This is a genomic window from Comamonas sp. GCA5, assembly GCF_036541385.1.
GTDB classification, from domain to species: Bacteria; Pseudomonadota; Gammaproteobacteria; order Burkholderiales; family Burkholderiaceae_C; genus Comamonas; species Comamonas aquatica.
The window spans coordinates 21,588-40,040 of sequence record NZ_JAZHFR010000004.1 but is presented as its reverse complement, the minus strand read 5'-3'; the positions used below and the strand labels follow the sequence as shown (position 1 = coordinate 40,040).

At 67.1% G+C, this 18,453-nt stretch carries 14 protein-coding genes; 9 read left to right on the top strand and 5 right to left on the bottom strand.

The window, feature by feature from the left end:
* The first annotated feature begins 64 nt into the window (after positions 1-64).
* A complete protein-coding gene (locus SJH88_RS01795; RefSeq protein WP_183302650.1) occupies positions 65-625 on the top strand; it encodes a YaeQ family protein in 561 nt (186 codons plus the stop codon).
* Between the two features lie 79 nt (positions 626-704).
* On the top strand, positions 705-1,898 hold the full coding sequence (locus SJH88_RS01790) for a phosphoglycerate kinase (protein WP_274753455.1): 1,194 nt from the start codon (positions 705-707) through the stop codon (positions 1,896-1,898).
* Between the two features lie 114 nt (positions 1,899-2,012).
* On the opposite strand, the gene SJH88_RS01785 is transcribed toward SJH88_RS01790, so the two are convergent.
* Together SJH88_RS01785 and SJH88_RS01780 are read right to left on the bottom strand one after the other, a co-directional pair.
* Positions 2,013-2,606, bottom strand: a complete 594-nt coding sequence (locus SJH88_RS01785; protein ID WP_045265835.1) for an exopolysaccharide biosynthesis protein — start codon at positions 2,604-2,606, stop codon at positions 2,013-2,015.
* Positions 2,607-2,800: 194 nt separating this feature from the next.
* Positions 2,801-3,685, bottom strand: a complete 885-nt coding sequence (locus SJH88_RS01780) for a DMT family transporter (RefSeq protein ID WP_042416358.1) — start codon at positions 3,683-3,685, stop codon at positions 2,801-2,803.
* A 38-nt stretch (positions 3,686-3,723) separates the two neighbouring features.
* Between SJH88_RS01780 and pyrF the strand changes: the two genes are divergently transcribed.
* From pyrF to SJH88_RS01755, 5 genes are all read left to right on the top strand, one after another.
* Positions 3,724-4,554, top strand: coding sequence for an orotidine-5'-phosphate decarboxylase (pyrF, locus tag SJH88_RS01775; RefSeq protein ID WP_043378507.1), 831 nt, complete (start codon positions 3,724-3,726; stop codon positions 4,552-4,554).
* A 294-nt stretch (positions 4,555-4,848) separates the two neighbouring features.
* Complete coding sequence (locus SJH88_RS01770; protein ID WP_274753454.1) at positions 4,849-6,522, top strand: long-chain-fatty-acid--CoA ligase; 1,674 nt, start codon at positions 4,849-4,851, stop codon at positions 6,520-6,522.
* Between the two features lie 80 nt (positions 6,523-6,602).
* Positions 6,603-7,358, top strand: coding sequence for a 5'-methylthioadenosine/adenosylhomocysteine nucleosidase (locus tag SJH88_RS01765; RefSeq protein WP_274753453.1), 756 nt, complete (start codon positions 6,603-6,605; stop codon positions 7,356-7,358).
* A 164-nt stretch (positions 7,359-7,522) separates the two neighbouring features.
* Positions 7,523-9,502, top strand: coding sequence for a methyl-accepting chemotaxis protein (locus SJH88_RS01760; protein WP_274753452.1), 1,980 nt, complete (start codon positions 7,523-7,525; stop codon positions 9,500-9,502).
* A 97-nt stretch (positions 9,503-9,599) separates the two neighbouring features.
* Positions 9,600-11,099: a M20 family metallopeptidase gene (locus tag SJH88_RS01755; RefSeq protein ID WP_274753451.1), complete on the top strand. Its 1,500-nt coding sequence runs from the start codon at positions 9,600-9,602 to the stop codon at positions 11,097-11,099.
* Positions 11,100-11,211: 112 nt separating this feature from the next.
* On the opposite strand, the gene SJH88_RS01750 is transcribed toward SJH88_RS01755, so the two are convergent.
* From SJH88_RS01750 to SJH88_RS01740, 3 genes are all read right to left on the bottom strand, one after another.
* Positions 11,212-12,342 carry a diguanylate cyclase gene (locus tag SJH88_RS01750; protein WP_274753450.1) on the bottom strand — a complete coding sequence of 377 codons (1,131 nt, stop codon included), beginning with the start codon at positions 12,340-12,342 and terminating at the stop codon, positions 11,212-11,214.
* A 238-nt stretch (positions 12,343-12,580) separates the two neighbouring features.
* Positions 12,581-13,324, bottom strand: coding sequence for a 16S rRNA (uracil(1498)-N(3))-methyltransferase (locus SJH88_RS01745; protein ID WP_274753449.1), 744 nt, complete (start codon positions 13,322-13,324; stop codon positions 12,581-12,583).
* A gap of 100 nt (positions 13,325-13,424) precedes the next feature.
* Positions 13,425-14,522 carry an aminoglycoside phosphotransferase family protein gene (locus SJH88_RS01740; protein WP_274753448.1) on the bottom strand — a complete coding sequence of 366 codons (1,098 nt, stop codon included), beginning with the start codon at positions 14,520-14,522 and terminating at the stop codon, positions 13,425-13,427.
* A 75-nt stretch (positions 14,523-14,597) separates the two neighbouring features.
* Between SJH88_RS01740 and SJH88_RS01735 the strand changes: the two genes are divergently transcribed.
* Together SJH88_RS01735 and SJH88_RS01730 are read left to right on the top strand one after the other, a co-directional pair.
* Positions 14,598-17,036 carry an LPS-assembly protein LptD gene (locus SJH88_RS01735; protein WP_420921706.1) on the top strand — a complete coding sequence of 813 codons (2,439 nt, stop codon included), beginning with the start codon at positions 14,598-14,600 and terminating at the stop codon, positions 17,034-17,036.
* Positions 17,037-17,048: 12 nt separating this feature from the next.
* Entirely contained in the window at positions 17,049-18,449 is a 1,401-nt protein-coding gene (locus SJH88_RS01730) for a peptidylprolyl isomerase (protein WP_420921705.1), read from the top strand.
* Positions 18,450-18,453: the final 4 nt, after the last annotated feature.

Genomic DNA, 18,453 nt, shown 5'->3' with positions numbered 1-18,453 from the left:
AGCTCTTGTTTTTGAAAAAATCTTTTCAGCCCGCCCGCGGGCACGCACAGCGAGAACGCCCGCCATGGCCCTGAAATCCACGGTTTACAAAGCCAACCTGTCGATCGCCGACATCGACCACAACTACTACGCCGACCACAACCTGACCCTGGCGCGCCACCCCAGCGAGACCGACGACCGCATGATGATCCGCCTGGTCGCGCTGGCCATCAATGCCTGGCAGCTGCAAGACCTGTGCAACGGCGACGGCACCCTGGGCTTTGGCGTGGGCCTGTCCGACCCGGACGATCCGGACGTGCACATCACCGACTTCACCGGCGCCAAGCGCCTGTGGATCGAAGTCGGCCAGCCCGAGGAAAAGCCCATCACCAAGGCCTGCAACAAGTCGGACCACGTCATCGTCTACCCCTTCAACCACGCGGCCAACGTCTGGTGGAAGGGCCTGGAGGGCAAGGTGGGCCGCCAGAGCAAGCTGCAGGTGCACTTCATCCCCTCCGAGGTGGCGCAAGAGTTGGGCAACCTGGCCGAGCGCAGCATGCAGCTGCAGGCCACCATCCAGGAAGGCCAGCTGACCCTGTCCAGCGACAAGGGCACGGTGTTTGTCGAGCCCGAACGCTGGAAATAAGGCGTTTTCGAGGGGCGCGCACCTACAATGCGCCCCAGTTCGTATTCCACTCTTCTACAAGACTTCCACGGTTGCTGCCATGAACATCCTTCGCTTCTCCGACCTGTGCGCCCAAGGCAAAGTCCAGGGCCAGCGCGTTTTCATCCGCGCCGACCTGAACGTGCCCCTGAACGACGCCGGTGACATCACCGAAGACACCCGCGTGCGCGCCTCGGTGCCCGCCATCGAGATGGCCCTGAAGGCCGGCGCCGCCGTGATGGTGACCAGCCACCTGGGCCGCCCCACCGAAGGCGAATTCAAGCCCGCCGATTCGCTGGCCCCCGTCGCCAAGCGCCTGTCCGAGCTGCTGGGCCGCGACGTGCCCCTGGTCGCCAACTGGGTGGACGGCGTGCAGGTGGCGCCCGGCCAGGTGGTGCTGCTGGAGAACTGCCGCGTGAACGTGGGCGAGAAGAAGAACAAGGAAGAACTGGCCCGCAAGCTGGCCGCCCTGTGCGACATCTTCGTGCACGACGCGTTCGGCACCGCCCACCGCGCCGAAGGCACGACCTACGGCATCGCCCAGTTCGCACCCGTGGCCTGCGCCGGCCCGCTGCTGTCGGCCGAGATCGACGCCATCAGCAAGGCCCTGGCCGCACCTGCACGCCCCCTGGCCGCCATCGTGGCCGGATCCAAGGTGTCGACCAAGCTGACCATCCTGCAGTCCCTGGCCAAGAACGTGGACCAGCTGATCGTCGGCGGCGGCATCGCCAACACCTTCATGCTGGCCGCCGGCCTGAAGATCGGCAAGTCGCTGGCCGAGCCCGACCTGGTCGGTGAAGCCAAGGCCGTGATCGACGCCATGGCCGCGCGCGGCGCCGCCGTGCCCGTGCCCACCGACGTGGTGACCGCCAAGGCCTTCGCGCCCGACGCCGTGGCCACCGTCAAGAAAGCCACCGAAGTCGCCGACGACGACATGATCCTGGACATTGGCCCCGAAACCGCCGCCAAGCTGGCCGGGATGCTCAAGAGCGCCGGCACCATCGTCTGGAACGGCCCTGTGGGCGTGTTCGAGTTCGACCAGTTCGCCAACGGCACCAAGGTCGTGGCCCAGGCGATTGCCGAATCCCCCGCCTTCAGCATTGCCGGTGGCGGCGACACCCTGGCCGCGATCGCCAAGTACGGCATCGAGGACAAGGTGGGCTACATCTCCACCGGCGGCGGCGCCTTCCTGGAAGTGCTGGAAGGCAAGACCCTGCCGGCCTTCGAAATCCTGGAAAAGCGCGCCAACGGCTAAACCCGTTCATGGCCAAATTGGCCTCCAGCGCTTGCCCTGCCTGCGCTGGCAGCTATGCAAAAGCCACCTTGCGGTGGCTTTTTGCATGGGGGCAATCGATACGACCGTGCCGCTTCAACTGAGCACGAAATTGCCGCCCACCCAGGCCAGGTAGGCCAGCACGCCAAAGTACACCACCGTGAGCACGTGGCCCAGGTAGCCCAGCAGCACGAACACGCCATCGCGCTGCATCATGCCCACGGTCAGCAGCAGGATGCCCACGGCCGGCACGGTGTTGGAGAACGGAATCAGCCCCAGCGGCGCCATCAGCAGCAGGCCGCCAAACACCAGCACGGCGCTGTTGACGCGCTGCATGGGCGATGTGGTCAGGCCCGACCAACGCGGCTGCAGCCAGCGGTCCAGCTTGCCGACCATGCCCACACCCTTGTGCAGCACGGGTTTGAGCTTGTTGGCGTCCAGGTCCTTGTCCAGGATGCGCTGCGGCAGCCACGGCAGGCGGTCCAGGAACAGCGCCGTCGACAGCAGCACGATGGCCGCGCCGAACACCGTGGACACGCCGGGGATGGAGACGGGAATCAGGAACGGCAGGCAGGCGATGGCGCAGACCAGCAGCATGCCTTCACGGCCGCAGCGCTCCAGCAGCTTGCGCAGCGTGATGGTGTCGCCGTGGATGTCGTTGATGATGGAGGTGAGCAGGTGGCTCAGCATGGAATCCTTTGTAAAGCCTGAAAAAGTCCAACCCGGGCGGCGGTGCCGGCCGAGCGCAGTGGGAGTGCGCCGGACGGCAAAAGTTGCACCCGACCGCAGGCTGCGCCGGCATGGTCACACAAAATGCGGCCGCCCGCATGCAGCACCGTCGATGCAGGCCCTGCGGCCGCGGGTGTTGGCAGGCCCGCGTCGCCTCAGCCCGCTTTGCGCGCCGGCCACAGCACCGAGGCGATTGCCAGCACCATCAGGCCCACGGCCGTCCAGTCCTGCCAGTGCAGCACCTCGCCCAGCCACCAGGCGCCGCTGAACACGCCCAGCACCGGGATGAACATCACGCTCAGCGTCGACGCCACGGGCGGCAGGCTGCGCGCCAGCACAAACCACACCACCTGGGCAAAACCCACGACCAGCAGACCGTTGAACAGGATGGTGCCCAGGGCCACGTCGTCCGGCCTCTGCCACTGCGCCCGCTCCAGCGTGAAGGCCCCCAGCGACAGCACCAGCGCGGTGACCAGCATCATCCAGAAGGCCATGGTCAGCACCGGCACGGGCATGGCGGCGCGGCGCATCATCTGCGTGCCGATGGCCCAGCAGAACGCGGCAAACAGGATCATGAGCGCGCCCGTGGGCCGGCTGCCCAGGGCACCGAACTCGTGCCACAGCAGCAGCAACACCCCCAGGAAGGCCGCCCCCACCCCGCACCAGGCACGGCCCGCCAGGCGGTCGCGCCAGACCAGGCTGCCGAGCACGGCGGAGAAGATCGGCATGGTGTAGCCCAGGATGGCCGCGCGCCCGCTGGACACCATGGGCATGGCCACGATCACCAGGCAGTGCCAGATCACCATGTTGAACAGCGTCAGCCGCGCCAGCGTGCCCCAGTGCGCCCGGGCAATGCCCAGCGGCTGGTTCTGCAGGCGCAGCACCACCAGCACCACGGCCACGCCGATCCACATGGACAGGGCGCGGAAGCTCAGCGGAGGAAAGTGCATCACGCCCAGCTTCATGACGGGCCAGTTCACCCCCCAGATCAGCGTCAAGAGCACCAGAAGAGTCAGTTGTCGGGGGGTAAAGGCAGGCATAGGGCGTAGATTGTGCCCGCCACCTACAATTGCTGCTCATGACTTTTCTCGACATGCTGCGCGACGCGTCCACGCGCAACAACTCCATGCTGTGCGTGGGACTGGACCCAGAGCCCTCCAAGTTCCCCGCCGCCCTGCGTGGCGACGCTTCCAAGATCTACGACTTCTGCGCCGCGATTGTCGATGCCACCGCCGATCTGGTGAACAGCTTCAAGCCCCAGATCGCCTACTTTGCCGCCCACCGCGCCGAAGACCAGCTGGAAAAGCTGATGGACCACATGCGCAAGGTGGCGCCGCACGTACCCGTGATCCTGGACGCCAAGCGCGGCGATATCGGCTCGACCGCCGAGCAGTACGCCAAGGAAGCCTTCGAGCGCTACGGCGCCGATGCCGTGACCCTGTCGCCCTTCATGGGCTTCGACTCCATCACGCCCTACCTGAAGTACGCGGGCAAGGGCGCCTTCCTGCTGTGCCGCACCTCCAACCCCGGCGGTGACGATCTGCAGGCCCAGACCCTGGCCGACCTGCCCGGCCAGCCCCAGATGTTCGAGCACGTGGCCAAGCTGGCCCAGGGCCCCTGGAACACCAACGGCCAGCTCGGTCTGGTGGTGGGCGCCACCCGCCCGCACGAGATTGAGCGCGTGCGCGCCGTGGCCCCCAGCCTGCCCCTGCTGATCCCCGGCGTGGGTGCGCAGGGCGGCGATGCCGTGGCCACCGTGAAGGCTGCCCGCATCGGCGGCGGCCCCATCATCATCAATTCCTCGCGCGCCATCCTGTACGCCTCTTCCGGGGATGACTTTGCCGCTGCCGCACGCCAAGCCGCCCTGGACACCCGGGACACGCTGAACCGCGCGGCCCAGGCCGCCTGACGCGACGCCCCACCGGCACCCCGCACCGCCCGCCCTGCTTGCCCGCAGCGCGGGCTTTTTTCATGGCTGCCGCGGCTGATGGAGATCAACCGTTGTCGCAAAAAACGCACTGTCGTTCGTTTTTTTACGTAGAAGATATTCGATACGCTAAAAACCTAGGGTTAGCACAGAGATGCCCCCGGAAATCCTCCCACCACAATCCTGACAAAGGGCCTGGACCCTGGGCATGGGGAGGGTGCCATACACCGCCATGTCTGCCGATTCGGCATCACAACAATGAGCGGAGACAACAGCATGAGCGAGCGTCCTTGGCTGGCGGCCTATCCCGAAGGCGTACCCACCGAAATTGATCCCAGCAGCTACCACTCTCTCGTAGAGTTGATGGAGCAGGCTTTCAAGGCCTATGCCCCGCGCGCTGCGTATTCCTTCATGGGCAAGGACAGCAGCTTCGGCGAGATTGACCGGCAAAGCCAATCCCTGGCCAACTACTTCCAGTCGCTGGGGCTGCAGCAGGGCGAGCGCATCGCCATCATGATGCCCAACGTGACCCAGTACCCCGTGGCGGTGGCGGCCATCCTGCGCGCCGGCTACGTGGTGGTGAACGTGAACCCGCTGTACACCGCCCGCGAGCTGGAGCACCAGCTCAAGGACTCCGGCGCCAAGGCCATCGTCATCATCGAGAACTTCGCCCACACCCTGCAGCAGTGCATCGCCAAGACCGCCGTCGAGCATGTGGTGCTGTGCGCCATGGGCGACACGCTGGGCACGCTCAAGGGCGCCCTGGTCAACTACGTGGTGCGCAACGTCAAGAAGCTGGTGCCCGCCTTCGACCTGCCCAAGGCCGTGCGCTACAAGGACGCCCTGCGCCAGGGCACGCGCGCGCCCTTCAAGCGCCCCGCCATCGGGCCCAACGACATCGCCGTGCTGCAGTACACCGGTGGCACCACCGGCGTGAGCAAGGGGGCCGTGCTGCTGCACCGCAACATCATCGCCAACACCTTGCAGTGCGAAGCCTGGTTCAACCCCGTGCTGCAGAACATCCGCAAGAGCGGCGAGCAGGTGACCAGCGTCTGCGCCCTGCCGCTGTACCACATCTTCGCGTTCACGGTGAACATGATGCTGGCCATGCACACCGGCGGCAAGAACATCCTAATCACCAATCCGCGCGACCTGGCGGGCACGCTCAAGGAACTGTCGCGACACCAGTTCCACAACTTCCCGGCGGTGAACACCTTGTTCAACGGCCTGGCCCACCACCCGGATTTCAACAGCGTGGACTGGAGCCACCTGAAGGTCTCGGTGGGCGGCGGGATGGCCGTGCAGGGCGCCGTGGCCAAGCTGTGGCTGGAAAAGACCGGCTGCCCGGTCGTGGAAGGCTACGGCCTGTCCGAAACCAGCCCCGTGGTCAGCTGCAACCCGGTGACCGCCAAGGAATTCACCGGCACCATCGGCATGCCCGTGCCCAGCACCGAGGTGAAGCTGGTCGGCGAGGACGGCCAGACCGTGACCGAGCTGGGCAAGACCGGCGAGATCGCGGTCAAGGGCCCGCAGGTGATGGCTGGTTACTGGCAGCGCCCCGACGAGACCGCCAAGGTCACCACCACCGACGGTTTCTTCCTGACCGGGGACATCGGCACCATGGACGAGCGCGGCTACATCAAGATCGTGGACCGCAAGAAGGACATGGTGCTGGTCAGCGGCTTCAACGTCTACCCCAACGAGGTGGAGGAAGTGGTGGCCATGTGCCCCGGCGTGCTGGAGTGCGCCGTGGTCGGCGTGCCCGATGAGAAGACCGGCGAGGCGGTGAAGCTGGTGGTCGTCAAGAAGGACGCCGGCCTGACCGAAGAGACGCTGCGCAAGTTCTGCCGCGACAACCTCACCGGCTACAAGCAGCCGCGCGTGATCGAGTTCCGCACCGAGCTGCCCAAGACCCCGGTGGGCAAAATCCTGCGCCGCGAGCTACGCTGAGCGCTGCCCGTACACTGGCGGACCTTTGTGTCCCCCCCAACGGCCCTGCGGGGCCGTTTTGCATGCCCGAAAGCCGTGCCATGACCCTCGCCATCCTGAGCGCCCTTCCCGAAGAACAACACGGCCTGGCCGCCCTGCTGGAAGACACCCAGGTCGTGGCCCGCGCCGGCCGGCGCTTTGTGCGCGGCCACCTGCACGGTCAGCCCCTGGTGCTGGGCCTGACCGGTATCGGCAAGGTGGCGGCGGCCACCACCACCACCACACTGATCGAGCACCTGGACGTGCAGCAGCTGGTCTTCACCGGCGTGGCCGGCGGCATTGGCGCCGGGGTGCAGGTAGGCGACGTGGTCGTGGCCCAGGCATTCTTGCAGCACGACATGGATGTGCGCCCCCTGTTCCCGCGCTGGCAGGTGCCGGGCTATGGGGCGGCGGCCTTTGGCTGCGACCCGGCCCTGGTGCAGCGCCTGCAGCAGGCCGCGCAGGCCTGCACGGCCCAGGCCGCGACCTGGCAAGATCCCCTGCTGGGCACACGCGCACCGCGCGCCCACGCGGGCCTGGTGGTCAGTGGCGACCAGTTCATCGCCACGGCCGAAGCCTCGCAGCGCATCGTGGACGATCTGCAGACGGCCGCGCACGCCCCGCTGGCCGTGGAAATGGAAGGCGCGGCCATCGCCCAGGTCTGCGCCGACTACGGCCTGCCATTTGCCGCCATCCGCACCATTTCCGACCGGGCCGACGACAGCGCCCACGTGGACTTCCCCGCGTTCGTGGAGCGCATCGCCAGCCGCTACGCCCTGCACATGGTGGACCACCTGCTCGCACACGCCCGCCTGTAGCCCGCCTGCAACGTCACACGCCCCATCTCCGGAAGGTATCTAGGTGTAATCACTGACTGACCGGGTGGCATCCCTACAATCCGAACATGCGCCAAGCCATTGATTTGTATCGAGGCTTGGCGCTTTTCTTTGTGATGCCCCCACCGTCTTTGCCCTCCGAAGTCATGCAACCCCAGGCCCCCTCTGCCCCGACCTACCACCGCTCCCTCGCCCGCCAGGTGACTGCCCTGGGCATCGGCATGCTCGCCCTCGTGCTGCTGGTGCTGGGCGGCGTGATCACCCACCTCAGCACCGACACCGCACGCACCCAGCTGCGCAACAGCGCTCAGCACGCCACCCAGGGGCTGGTGGCCTCCATCGACACCGTGGAGCAGGCCAACCGGCAGATGGTGGAGCGCGCCTCGCAGGCCTTTGGCCAGTACTACCGCGGCACGGTCGCACTGGACGCTGCGACGGGCACCCTCAGCCTGGATGGCCACTCGCTGCACGACAACTTTGCCACCGTCGACAAGTTCAGCAACGACACCGGCGGCGTGGCCACGGTGTTTGCCCGACGGGGGGAGGACTTTGTGCGCATCGCCACGTCCTTGCGCAACGCCCAGGGCGAACGCGTGATGCACACCCTGCTGGACCACCAGCACCCGGCCTATGCGCTGGTGCGTGCCGGCCAGTCGTACGTGGGCCGCGCCAACCTGTTCGGCAAACCCTATATGACGGCCTATGTGCCGCTGCGCGACGCGGCCGGCCAAGTGGTCGGCATCCTGTTTGTGGGCACGGACCTGAGCGCCTTCCAGGCCGCGATGCAGCAGCAGGTGACCAGCACCCGCCTGTTCGAACACGGCGGGGCCATGGTGATCGCCCCCGGCAAGCGCCTGGACGAGGCCGTGTTCGTGGCGCACAGCAGCCACACCGGCCGCAAGGTGCTGGACGTCTTCCCCCAGGCCCGGGCCTCGCTGGAAAAGATGGCCAGCGACAGCGATGGCTTCTTGCCCCAGGTAACGCCCCTGTTGCCCGACCAGGGCCAGGCCCCCTGGGCCATCATGCGCCCCGCCCAAAATGGCTGGTGGGTGATCACCGAAGTCTCCGACCGCGAAGCCATGGCCACCCAGCGCCAGGCGCTGTGGGGCCTGTGGGCCGCCATGGGCGCCGCCCTGATCGTGCTCGCCCTGGGGCTGCTGTGGACCCTGCAGCGCGGCATCACCGCCCCGCTGCGCGAGCTGACCCAGGCCATCACCCGCATTGCCCAGGGCGACCTGACCCAGCCCTTCCACAGCCGGCGCCGCGATGAGGTGGGCGCCCTGGTGCACGAGGTCGAAGGCATGCGCCAGCGCTACGTGGCCATGCTGCGGCAGGTGGACACGGCCGCGCACAGCATTGCCAGCGCCAGCAGCCAGATTGCCCAGGGCAATGCCGACCTGTCCGAGCGCACCGAGCACACGGCCCAGAGCCTGGCGCGCACCGTGCAGAGCATCGAGGACGTCACCCAGGGGGTGCACCAGTCGGCCGATGCGGCACGCCAAGCGCACACGCTGTCCACCTCGGCGGCCGAAATTGCGGCGCGCGGCGGCCAGGTGGTGGGCGACGTGGTGGCCACCATGGGCGAGATCGATGCCAGCAGCCGCAAGATCGGCGACATCATCGGGGTGATCGACAGCATCGCCTTCCAGACCAACATCCTGGCGCTGAATGCGGCGGTGGAAGCCGCGCGCGCCGGCGAACAGGGCCGCGGCTTCGCCGTGGTGGCTGGCGAGGTGCGCACCCTGGCCCAGCGCAGCGCCGAAGCGGCGCGGGAGATCAAGGCGCTGATCCACACCTCGGTCGACAAGGTGGCCTCCGGGGCCCGCCTGGTGCAGGACGCGGGCCAGACCATGGACGAGATCGTGGGCTCCGTGCAGCGCGTGGGGGACATCATCGGCGACATCGCGGCCTCGGCCTCCGAGCAGTCCACACGCATCAGCCAGGTGAACCAGGACGTCATGGCGCTGGACCAGATGACCCAGCAGAACGCCGCGCTGGTGGAAGAGTCGGCCGCCGCCTCGCAAAGCATGCGCCAGCAGGCCCAGGGGCTGGAAGCCTCGGTGGCCGTGTTCAAGCTCTCCGGCGACAGCCCGGCAGCCCCGCAGGCCCTGCTGCCCCGCGGTTGACCCACAACCCGTGCGCCATCGCCCGGCCACCGCGGTGGTTGGCGCACAATCGGAGCCCTCAGCGGCCCCGCGCCGCCACGCCTTTCAGGAGACCGCCATGAACGCACGCATTCCCCCCACCGCGCTGGACACCACCCAGGCGCTGGCGCAGGTCAGCCAGCAGTGGGACCGCGACATCGTCACCCAGCTCAAGGACTACATCGCCATCCCCGCCAAGTCGCCCATGTTCGCCCCCGACTGGGCGGCCCAGGGCCTGCTGGACACGGTGCTGCGCAACGCCGCCACCTGGGTGGACGCGCAGAAGGTGGCCGGCCTGAAGCTGGAGATCGTGCGCCTGGAAGGCCGCACCCCGGTGCTGTTCTTTGAAGTGGAAGGCACCCAGCCCGGCGCCAACGCCCCCGGTGCGCCCACGGTGCTGATGTACGGCCACCTGGACAAGCAGCCCGAATTCGAAGGCTGGCGCAGCGACCTGGGCCCCTGGACGCCGAAGTACGAGGACGGCAAGCTGTATGGCCGCGGCGGGGCCGACGATGGCTACGCGGTCTACGCCAGCGTGGCCGCCGTGCAGGCGCTCAAGAGCCAGAACGTGCCCCACCCGCGCATCGTCGGTCTGATCGAGACGGCCGAGGAAAGCGGCTCGCGCGATCTGCTGCCCTACATCGACGCCCTGCGCCCCCGCCTGGGCGAGGTGGAACTGGTGATCTGCCTGGACAGCGGCGCGGGCAACTACGACCAGCTGTGGCTGACCACCAGCCTGCGCGGCATGGCCAGCGGCACGCTGAAGGTGGAGATCCTGACCGAAGGCATCCACTCGGGCGACGCCTCGGGCCTGGTGCCCTCGTCCTTCCGCATCATGCGCCAGGTGCTGGACCGCCTGGAAGACAGCGCCACCGGCCGCATGCTGCCCGCCAGCTTCCACTGCGAGGTGCCCGCCGAACGCCTGGCCCAGGCCCGCGCCACCGCCGCCATCCTGGGCGACGAGACTTACCGGCGCTTCCCCTGGGCGCACCACGACTGCGGCGGCTCCACCCTGGTGGCCCTGCCCACCACCACCGACCCGGTGCAGGCCCTGCTCAAGCGCACCTGGGAGCCCACGCTGTCCGTCACCGGCGCGGAAGGCTTCCCCACGCTGCAGAACGCCGGCAACGTGCTGCGGCCCTACACCGCCTTCAAGCTCAGCCTGCGCCTGCCGCCCCTGGTGGATGCCGCCACCTGCGTGCAGGAGATGAAGACACTGCTGGAGGACAACGCCCCCTACCAGGCCAAGGTGACCTGGGAAGGCCTGTCCAGCTCCAGCGGCTGGAATGCGCCGCCCATGACCCACTGGTTCGAGAACGCGCTGAACGCCGCCAGCCGCGCCCACTTTGGCGCGGACTGCGGCTACATCGGCCAGGGCGGCACCATCCCGCTGATGAACATGCTCAGCCAGGGCTTCCCCACGGCGCAGATGATGGTCTGCGGCGTGCTCGGCCCCAAGAGCAATGCCCACGGCCCCAACGAATTCCTGCACGTGCCCTACGCCAAAAAGCTGACGGCGGCCGTGGCCCAGGTGATCGCCGCCATGCCCATGCCGGCCGCGGCGGCCAGCAGCGACTGACCCCTGCGCAGCGCCCGCAAGGCACTCCCAAAAAGAAAGCACCTGGAGCAGGTGCTTTCTTGTTTTCAGCGTATTAAAAACCTGAAATGCCCGGCAGACGCGCGCTGGCCGCTCACATATCTTCCAGCACCTCGGCCGGCACACGGGCAGGGTCCGGCCCTGAAGCGGCCGGCGTCGCAGGCGGTGGCCGCATGCCCTCGCCCAGCGCCACGCGGTTGCGCCCGGCGTGCTTGGCCGCATACAAGGCCTTGTCGGCCCGGTCCAGCGTCAGCTCCACCGCCTCGCCGGGCTGGTGCTCGGCCAGGCCCATGGACACGGTCATGCGCAAGCCCGGCGGCCCGCCCTCGACCTCGGCGGCCTCGACCGCCGCACGCACCCGCTCCAGCGTCAGCAGGGCGCCGTCCAGGTGGGTGTCGCTGAGCAGCAGCACGAACTCCTCGCCCCCCCAGCGCGCCAGCACGTCGGAGCTGCGGATGTTCTCGCGCACCACCTGGGTGAAGGTCATCAGCGCCAGATCACCCACGCCATGGCCATGGGTGTCGTTGATCTGCTTGAAGTGGTCGATGTCCATCTGCGCCAGCAGCATGGTGCGCTGCCCGCGCAGGCAGCGGCGCTGCTCCAGGTGCATCAGCTCCAGCATGTGGCGGCGGTTGAGCACGCCGGTCAGCGGATCGCGCGAGGCCAGTTCGCGATTCTCGGCCAGGGCCAGCACCAGCTCCTGGCGCTGGCGGCGCAGCCGCACGCGCAGCTGGTACAGCTGCAGGCTCAGCAGCATGCAGCCCAGCAGCATGATCAGCAGCACGGCCGCATAGGCGATCTCCGGCGCACTTTCGTGGCTCAGGTGGATGGAGAACAGCACCGCCAGCGAGAAGGTGCCCAGCGCATACAGCGACACGGCCACGATCTGCTTGGCCTTGAGGTTCAGCGCCGCGAACAGCAGCGTCAGCGCCAGCAGGCCGTGGATCACGCCCTTGACCTCCCCGATCAGCACATAGGCCACGGCGCTGCTGGTCACGGCCCAGAGGATTTGCGGAAAGGTCAGCGCCGGATCGCGCCAGGTCGCCGTGAGGTCCAGGCGCACCAGGGCGGCCATCACCACCAGCCCGCCCGTGGCCACCAGGGCCCACCAGGTCATGGCCGCCACCGAGGCATAGCCGGCGTGCGCCAGCCACAGCATGACGCCACTGCTGCAGACCATGAGCCAGACAGCCAGCATGGCCATGCTGGCCCGCACCCGCAGCATGGGGTCGGTCGAAAAGAGTATGTCTGCGCCCCGCCGCACCAAGCTGCCCAAGTCAGCACCCCTTTCCAAGCCCAGGGGTCGTGCCGCCAGACTTCAATGTTTGTAAAAATTAGTTACAAGCATTTTGGACAGGGTCTAAAAAGAGAAACCCAGGGTTTCTACTTATCAATGTTCAATAAATGTTGTTTTGCCCCACCGGCTGAACGGACGCCGCCGGGCACCGGTCAGTGGGCGCCACTCAGGCCGTGGCCAGCACCAGGGCGGCCAGGGGGGCGGTTTCGGCCCGCAGCACGCGTGACCCCAACGTCACCGGGGCGAATCCGTGGCTGCGCGCCAACGCCTCTTCCGCCGCCGTCAGCCCGCCTTCCGGGCCGGACAGGAAGTAGACCGGCTGGGTGGGGCCGGCATCGGCCGCGCCCAGCAGGCTGGGCAGGGGCTGGGTGCCGTCGGCCAGCGACAGCACGGCACGCAGGGCGCCGTGGGCCTGCGGCTGTGACTGCAGCCACTGCGCCAGCGTCACGGCCTCGTGGACCACGGGCACGCGGTTGCGACCGCACTGCTCGCAGGCGGCCACGGCCACGGCCTGCCAGTGGGCGCGCTTCTTGTCACCGCGCTCGCCCTTGAGTTTGAGCACGCTGCGTTCGGCCAGCAGCGGGGTGATGCTGGTCACACCCAGTTCCGTGGCCTTTTCCACCAGCCAGTCCATGCGTTCGTTGGCGGTGATGCCGGCCAGCAGGTGCACGGGGCGCGGGTTTTCGCGTTCGGTGGGGTGGTGCTGGTCCACGCGCACCTGCACATCGCTGCGGCCCATGCGCACGATGGTGGCCTGCCACTCACCGCCGGGGCCGCCCTGCGCCCCTTCGAACAGGGTGATGGTGTCGCCGGGCTGCAGGCGCAGCACCTGCACATGGCGCGCCGCGCCGGCGGGCAGGTCGACGTCCAGGCCCGCGGACAGCGGCAAGGGGCAGTGAAAGCGTGGCATGGCAGCCTCAAAAAAAGAAGCTGCCTGCGCTCGACAAGCCTAGGTTTCAAATACTTTTCAATTTGAAAACCAGCAACATCAAGCGCCAACAGCTATGGTTTTACATGCGCCCGTAGGCGTAGCCCACCTGGGGCTGGATGTTCTCGATCTGGTCGATCAGGCGCAGCAGCGGCCCCAGCTCACGGTAGCGGCTGCAGGTGGAGCGCAGGTAGTGGATGAAGCGCGGCGTGTCGGCCAGGTACTTGGGCTTGCCGTCGCGCAGCGTCAGCCGCGCGAAGATGCCGGCCACCTTGAGGTGGCGCTGCAGGCCCATCCATTCCACGGCGCGGTAGAACTCACCGAAGTCGTCGCCCCAGCCGCTGGCGCTCTTGGCGCCGACCAGGCCGGCCTTGCGCGCCTTTTCCCAGTAGCGCACGGTGATGTCGATGACGAAGTCTTCCTCCCAGGTCAGGAAGGCATCGCGCAGCAGGCTGGCGATGTCGTAGGTGACCGGACCGTACACCGCGTCCTGGAAGTCCAGCACCGACAGGCCGCCACCGGACTGCGTGGGCAGCATCAGGTTGCGCGCCATGAAGTCGCGGTGCACATAGACGCTGGGCACGGCAAGGTTGTGCGCCACGATGGTGTCAAAGGTTTTGCTCAATACCGACTGCTGCTTGTCATCCAGCGCACACTGGCGGTGCTGGCCGATGTACCAATCCGGAAACAGTTGCAACTCGCGGCGCAGCAGGGCCTCGTCGTAGGCTGGTAGCACGCCGGGCTGGGACGCCAGCTGCCAGCGCAGCAGCAGGTCGGTGGCCTCGCGGTACCAGGGCTCGGCCTCGCGGGGCTGGTCCGGGTGCAGGATCTCGATCAGCGTGCGCTGGCCCACGTCGGTCAGCAGCATGAAGCCTTCGGTCTGCGCCCAGGCCAGCACCTGGGGCACGGGCAGGCCGGCCGCCTGCATCAGCGCCTGCACGCGCACGAAGGGCTGGCAGTCCTCCTTGTCCGGTGGGGCATCCATGATGATCAGGCTGTCGCCCTGCTGCGTGTCGATGCGCAGGTAACGGCGAAAGCTGGCATCGGCCGAGGCGGGGCGTAGACTTTCCGGGCGCAGCGCATGCGGCTGCACCAAGCCGGACAGCCAGTGTGCAAACAAAGTTTGACGACCGGCATCGGTCCAAACAACGGAAGATGGAGGGAGGATAGGATCGCTCATGGATAATCCGATTCTACAAACGGCTCGGATGACCTCTGGGCTTGCCCTCCATCCCCGCACCGACTACATGCGCCTGTGAGTTCCCACGCCCCCGCCTTGACATCGCAGCCCTTGCCCCACCGTCTGCGCCCGCTGGCCGCGTCCCTGGCGCTGGTCTGGGCTGCCACGACCCCCTGGACCGCCCACGCGCAAGGCCAGACCGGGCACAGCCTGTGGCACAGTGCCCTGCCCGCACCGCAACTCAAGCCCAGCGCCCAGCTGCAGGAAGCCGTGGACCCCACGCTGCGCGGCCAGCTGCCCTCGTACATCCGGGCCGAACAAATCACGGGCCAGGCGGACATCAACGCCGTGCTGGAAGGCGGTGCCGAACTGCGGCGCGCCGACACCGTGATCCGCGCCGACCGCGTGGAATACACCCTGGCCGACGACACCGTGCATGCCCAGGGCAACGTCCATATCAACCGCGCCGGCAACGTCTACCAGGGCACGGCACTGAAAATGCAGGTCGATGCTTTCCAGGGCGATTTCAACAACGCCACCTACCAGTTCCTGGCCACCCAGGGCCATGGTGACGCCGACCGGGTGCAGTTCCTCGACCGGGACCACTCCGTGGTCTACCGTGCCACCTACACCACCTGCCTGCGCGATGACAGCGCCAGCTGGACCCCCGACTGGATGATCCGCGCCGACCGCATCGAGCTGGACCATGTGGAAGACGTGGGGGTCGCCTATGGGGGAGCACTGGAGTTCAAGGGCGTGCCCATCCTGCCCGTGCCCGCCATCAGCTTCCCGCTGTCCGACAAGCGCAAGTCGGGGCTGCTGCCACCGACCATCGGCATCGACAGCAAAAGCGGGGTGGAGTACAGCCAGCCTTACTACTGGAACATTGCCCCCAACCGCGATGCCACCATCACCCCGACGCTGATGACCAAGCGCGGCGTGAGCCTGGGGACACAGTTCCGCTACCTGGAGCCTGGCTACAACGGCGAGCTCGATCTGCAGTACATGCCCGATGACAAGCTGCGCGACCGCGCGCGCTGGGCCTATGGCTTCAAGCACCAGGGCAGCCTGAACGCACCCCTCGGCGATCTGGGACTGAAGCTGAACCTGAACCGCGTCAGCGACGACAACTACTGGCGCGATTTTTCCAGCCTGAGCGGCAGCCGCAGCAGCTACCAGCAACGGCTGATCGGCAGCGATGCCGCGCTGTCGTGGACAACCGGTCGCCACGAGCTGTCTTTGTCAGCCAAGCGCTGGCAGGTGCTGCAGGACGTGGATGCGCCCATTGCCCCGCCCTTCAACCGCATGCCCCAGTTGCGCTGGAACTACAACACCAACGATTGGGCCGCTCAGGGCTGGGACGTCACCCTGATGGCCGAGACCACGCGGTTCGAAGCCGACACCTGGGACCAGCGCAACAACCCCGACAACGGCCAGCGCAGCTACAGCCTGACCTCGCTCAGCCGGCCCTTCCTGCTGCCAGGTGGCTTCATCACCCCGAAAGTCCAGCTGCATGCGGCCAACTACCAGTTCGACGACTTTTCGGCCTCGCGCCCCAACAACAAATCCTTGGCCATCCCCACGTTCAGCCTGGACAGCGGCCTGGTCTTCGAACGGGACACCCTCGCGCTGAGCCAGAACTATGTCCAGACGCTGGAGCCCCGGGCGTTCTACACCTACACACCCTACCGCGACCAAAGCATGCTGCCGCTGTACGACACGGCACTGGCGGACTTCAACTTTGGCTCCATCTACAGTGAGAACAGCTACACCGGGCGTGATCGGATTGCCGATAACCACATGGTGACGCTGGGCCTGACCACCCGCTACCTGAACCCAACCGATGGTGCCGAAGTCGCCCGCTTCGGGGTGGCCCAGCGCCTGCGCTTTGCCGACCAGCGCGTCGGCCTGGGCTACGACACGCTGGGTCAGAAGGGCTGGTCCGACATCCTGATCGGCGCAGGCGTCAACTGGAACTCCAGGTGGAGCACCGATGCCCTGGTGCAATACAACCGCGACACCCAGCGCACCGCCCGCTCTGCCATCAGTGGCCGCTACACCCCGGGGCCCTACAAGACCCTGAGCGCGGCTTACCGCTACCAGCGCGAAAACAGCTTGCAGGTCGCCAACCAGGGCAGCGAGCAGATTGACTTCGGCTGGCAATGGCCACTGAGCGGTGGCCGCAAGGACACGTTCGGTGCAGCCCCCAGTGGCGGGCGCTGGTACAGCGTCGGCCGCCTCAACTACAGCATGTACGATAAGAAGCTGGTCGATGCCATCGTCGGCTTCGAATACGACAGCTGCTGCTGGATCGGCCGCGTGGTGGTCGAGCGCATGCAAAATAGCCGCAGCGACTCCAACACCCGCTTGCTGTTCCAGCTGGAGTTTGTCGGTTTCTCGCGCCTGAGCCTGGGTGCCGACCCCCTGCGCAGCCTCCAAGAGAATGTCCCTGGCTATCGCCCGTTGCGCGACCGCTCCGGTCCGGTCCCCAGCCGTTTCAGCAATTACGACTAACCTGTTTCCCCCATGCGTCACCTGATTTCTATGCCACGCCATTTCGCCCTTGGGCTTGTCTGTGCGGCCGCTGTGTCCGCGGGGGGAGTCCATGCACAAGGCATGCGCCAGCCTGGTGCACAGGACCTGTCCCGCGCCCTGTCCAGCTCCATCCAGCCTGCTCCCCGCGCGCCCGAGGCAGCCGGGCTGCGCTCGGCCGACTACATCGTGGCCATCGTCAATTCGGAGCCTGTGACCAACAACGAGGTCCGCGCCCGCATGCGCCGGGTCCTGCAAGCCATGCAGGCCCAGGGTGCCCGCCAGACCCCGGACCAGGACGAACTCGCCCGTGAGGTTCTCGAACGCCTGATTGTGGAGAAGGCCCAGATCCAGACGGCCAAGGAAACCGGCATCAAGGTCGACGACTACGCCGTGGACCAGGCCATCCAGAACCTGGCCCGCCAAAATGGCATGAGTGCCGACGCCATGCGCCGCGAAATGGCCGGTCAGGGTGTGACCGAGAAGATGTTCCGCGACGAGATTCGCAACCAGATGCTGATGCAGCGCCTGCAGGAACGCGAAGTGGATGGCCGCGTGCGCGTGTCCGAGCAGGACATCGACCGCTACATGGCCGAGCAACGCAGCCAGGGCGGCCAGACCGACATGGCCAACAGCACCATCAACCTGGGGCACATCCTGATCACCGTGCCCGAGCGCGCCAGCCCGTCCGAAGTGGCACAACGCCAGGCCCTGGCCGAACAGGCCCTGCAGGCCGCCCGCAGCGAAACCGACTTTGCCTCCGTGGCGCGCCGTTTCTCCGAGGGCGGGCAGGCCATCCTGGGCATGCGCCCGGCCAACCGCTATCCCAGCCTGTTCATCGAGGCCGTGGGCACCACGCCCGTGGGTGGCGTCGTCGGCCCGATCCGCTCGGCCGCAGGCTTCCACATCCTGAAGGTCGTGGACAAGAGCGCCAACGGCGTGGCTGCCGTGGTGACACAAAACCATGCACGCCACATCCTGCTGCGCACTTCGCCACAATTGGGTGAACGTGAAGCTGCCCAGCAACTGCTGGAGCTGCGCCAGCGCCTGGACCGTGGCGCCCGCTTCGAGGACCTGGCCCGCCAATACTCCGAAGACGGCAGCGCGGCCAGTGGTGGTGACCTGGGCTGGGCAGGCCCAGGCCGCTATGTTCCGGAGTTTGAACAAGCCCTGAACGCCCTGCAGCCCGGACAAGTCAGCCAACCGGTGGTGTCACGCTTTGGCGTGCACCTGATCCAACTGGTGGAACGTCGCCAAGCCACATTGACCCCACGCGAGCAGCGCGAAATGCTGCGCGACGTGGTGCGCGAACAAAAGCTCGAGAAAGCGCAGGCCACCTGGCTGCAGGAGTTGCGCGGCCAGGCCTATGTGGAATACCGCGAGCCACCGCAATAAACTT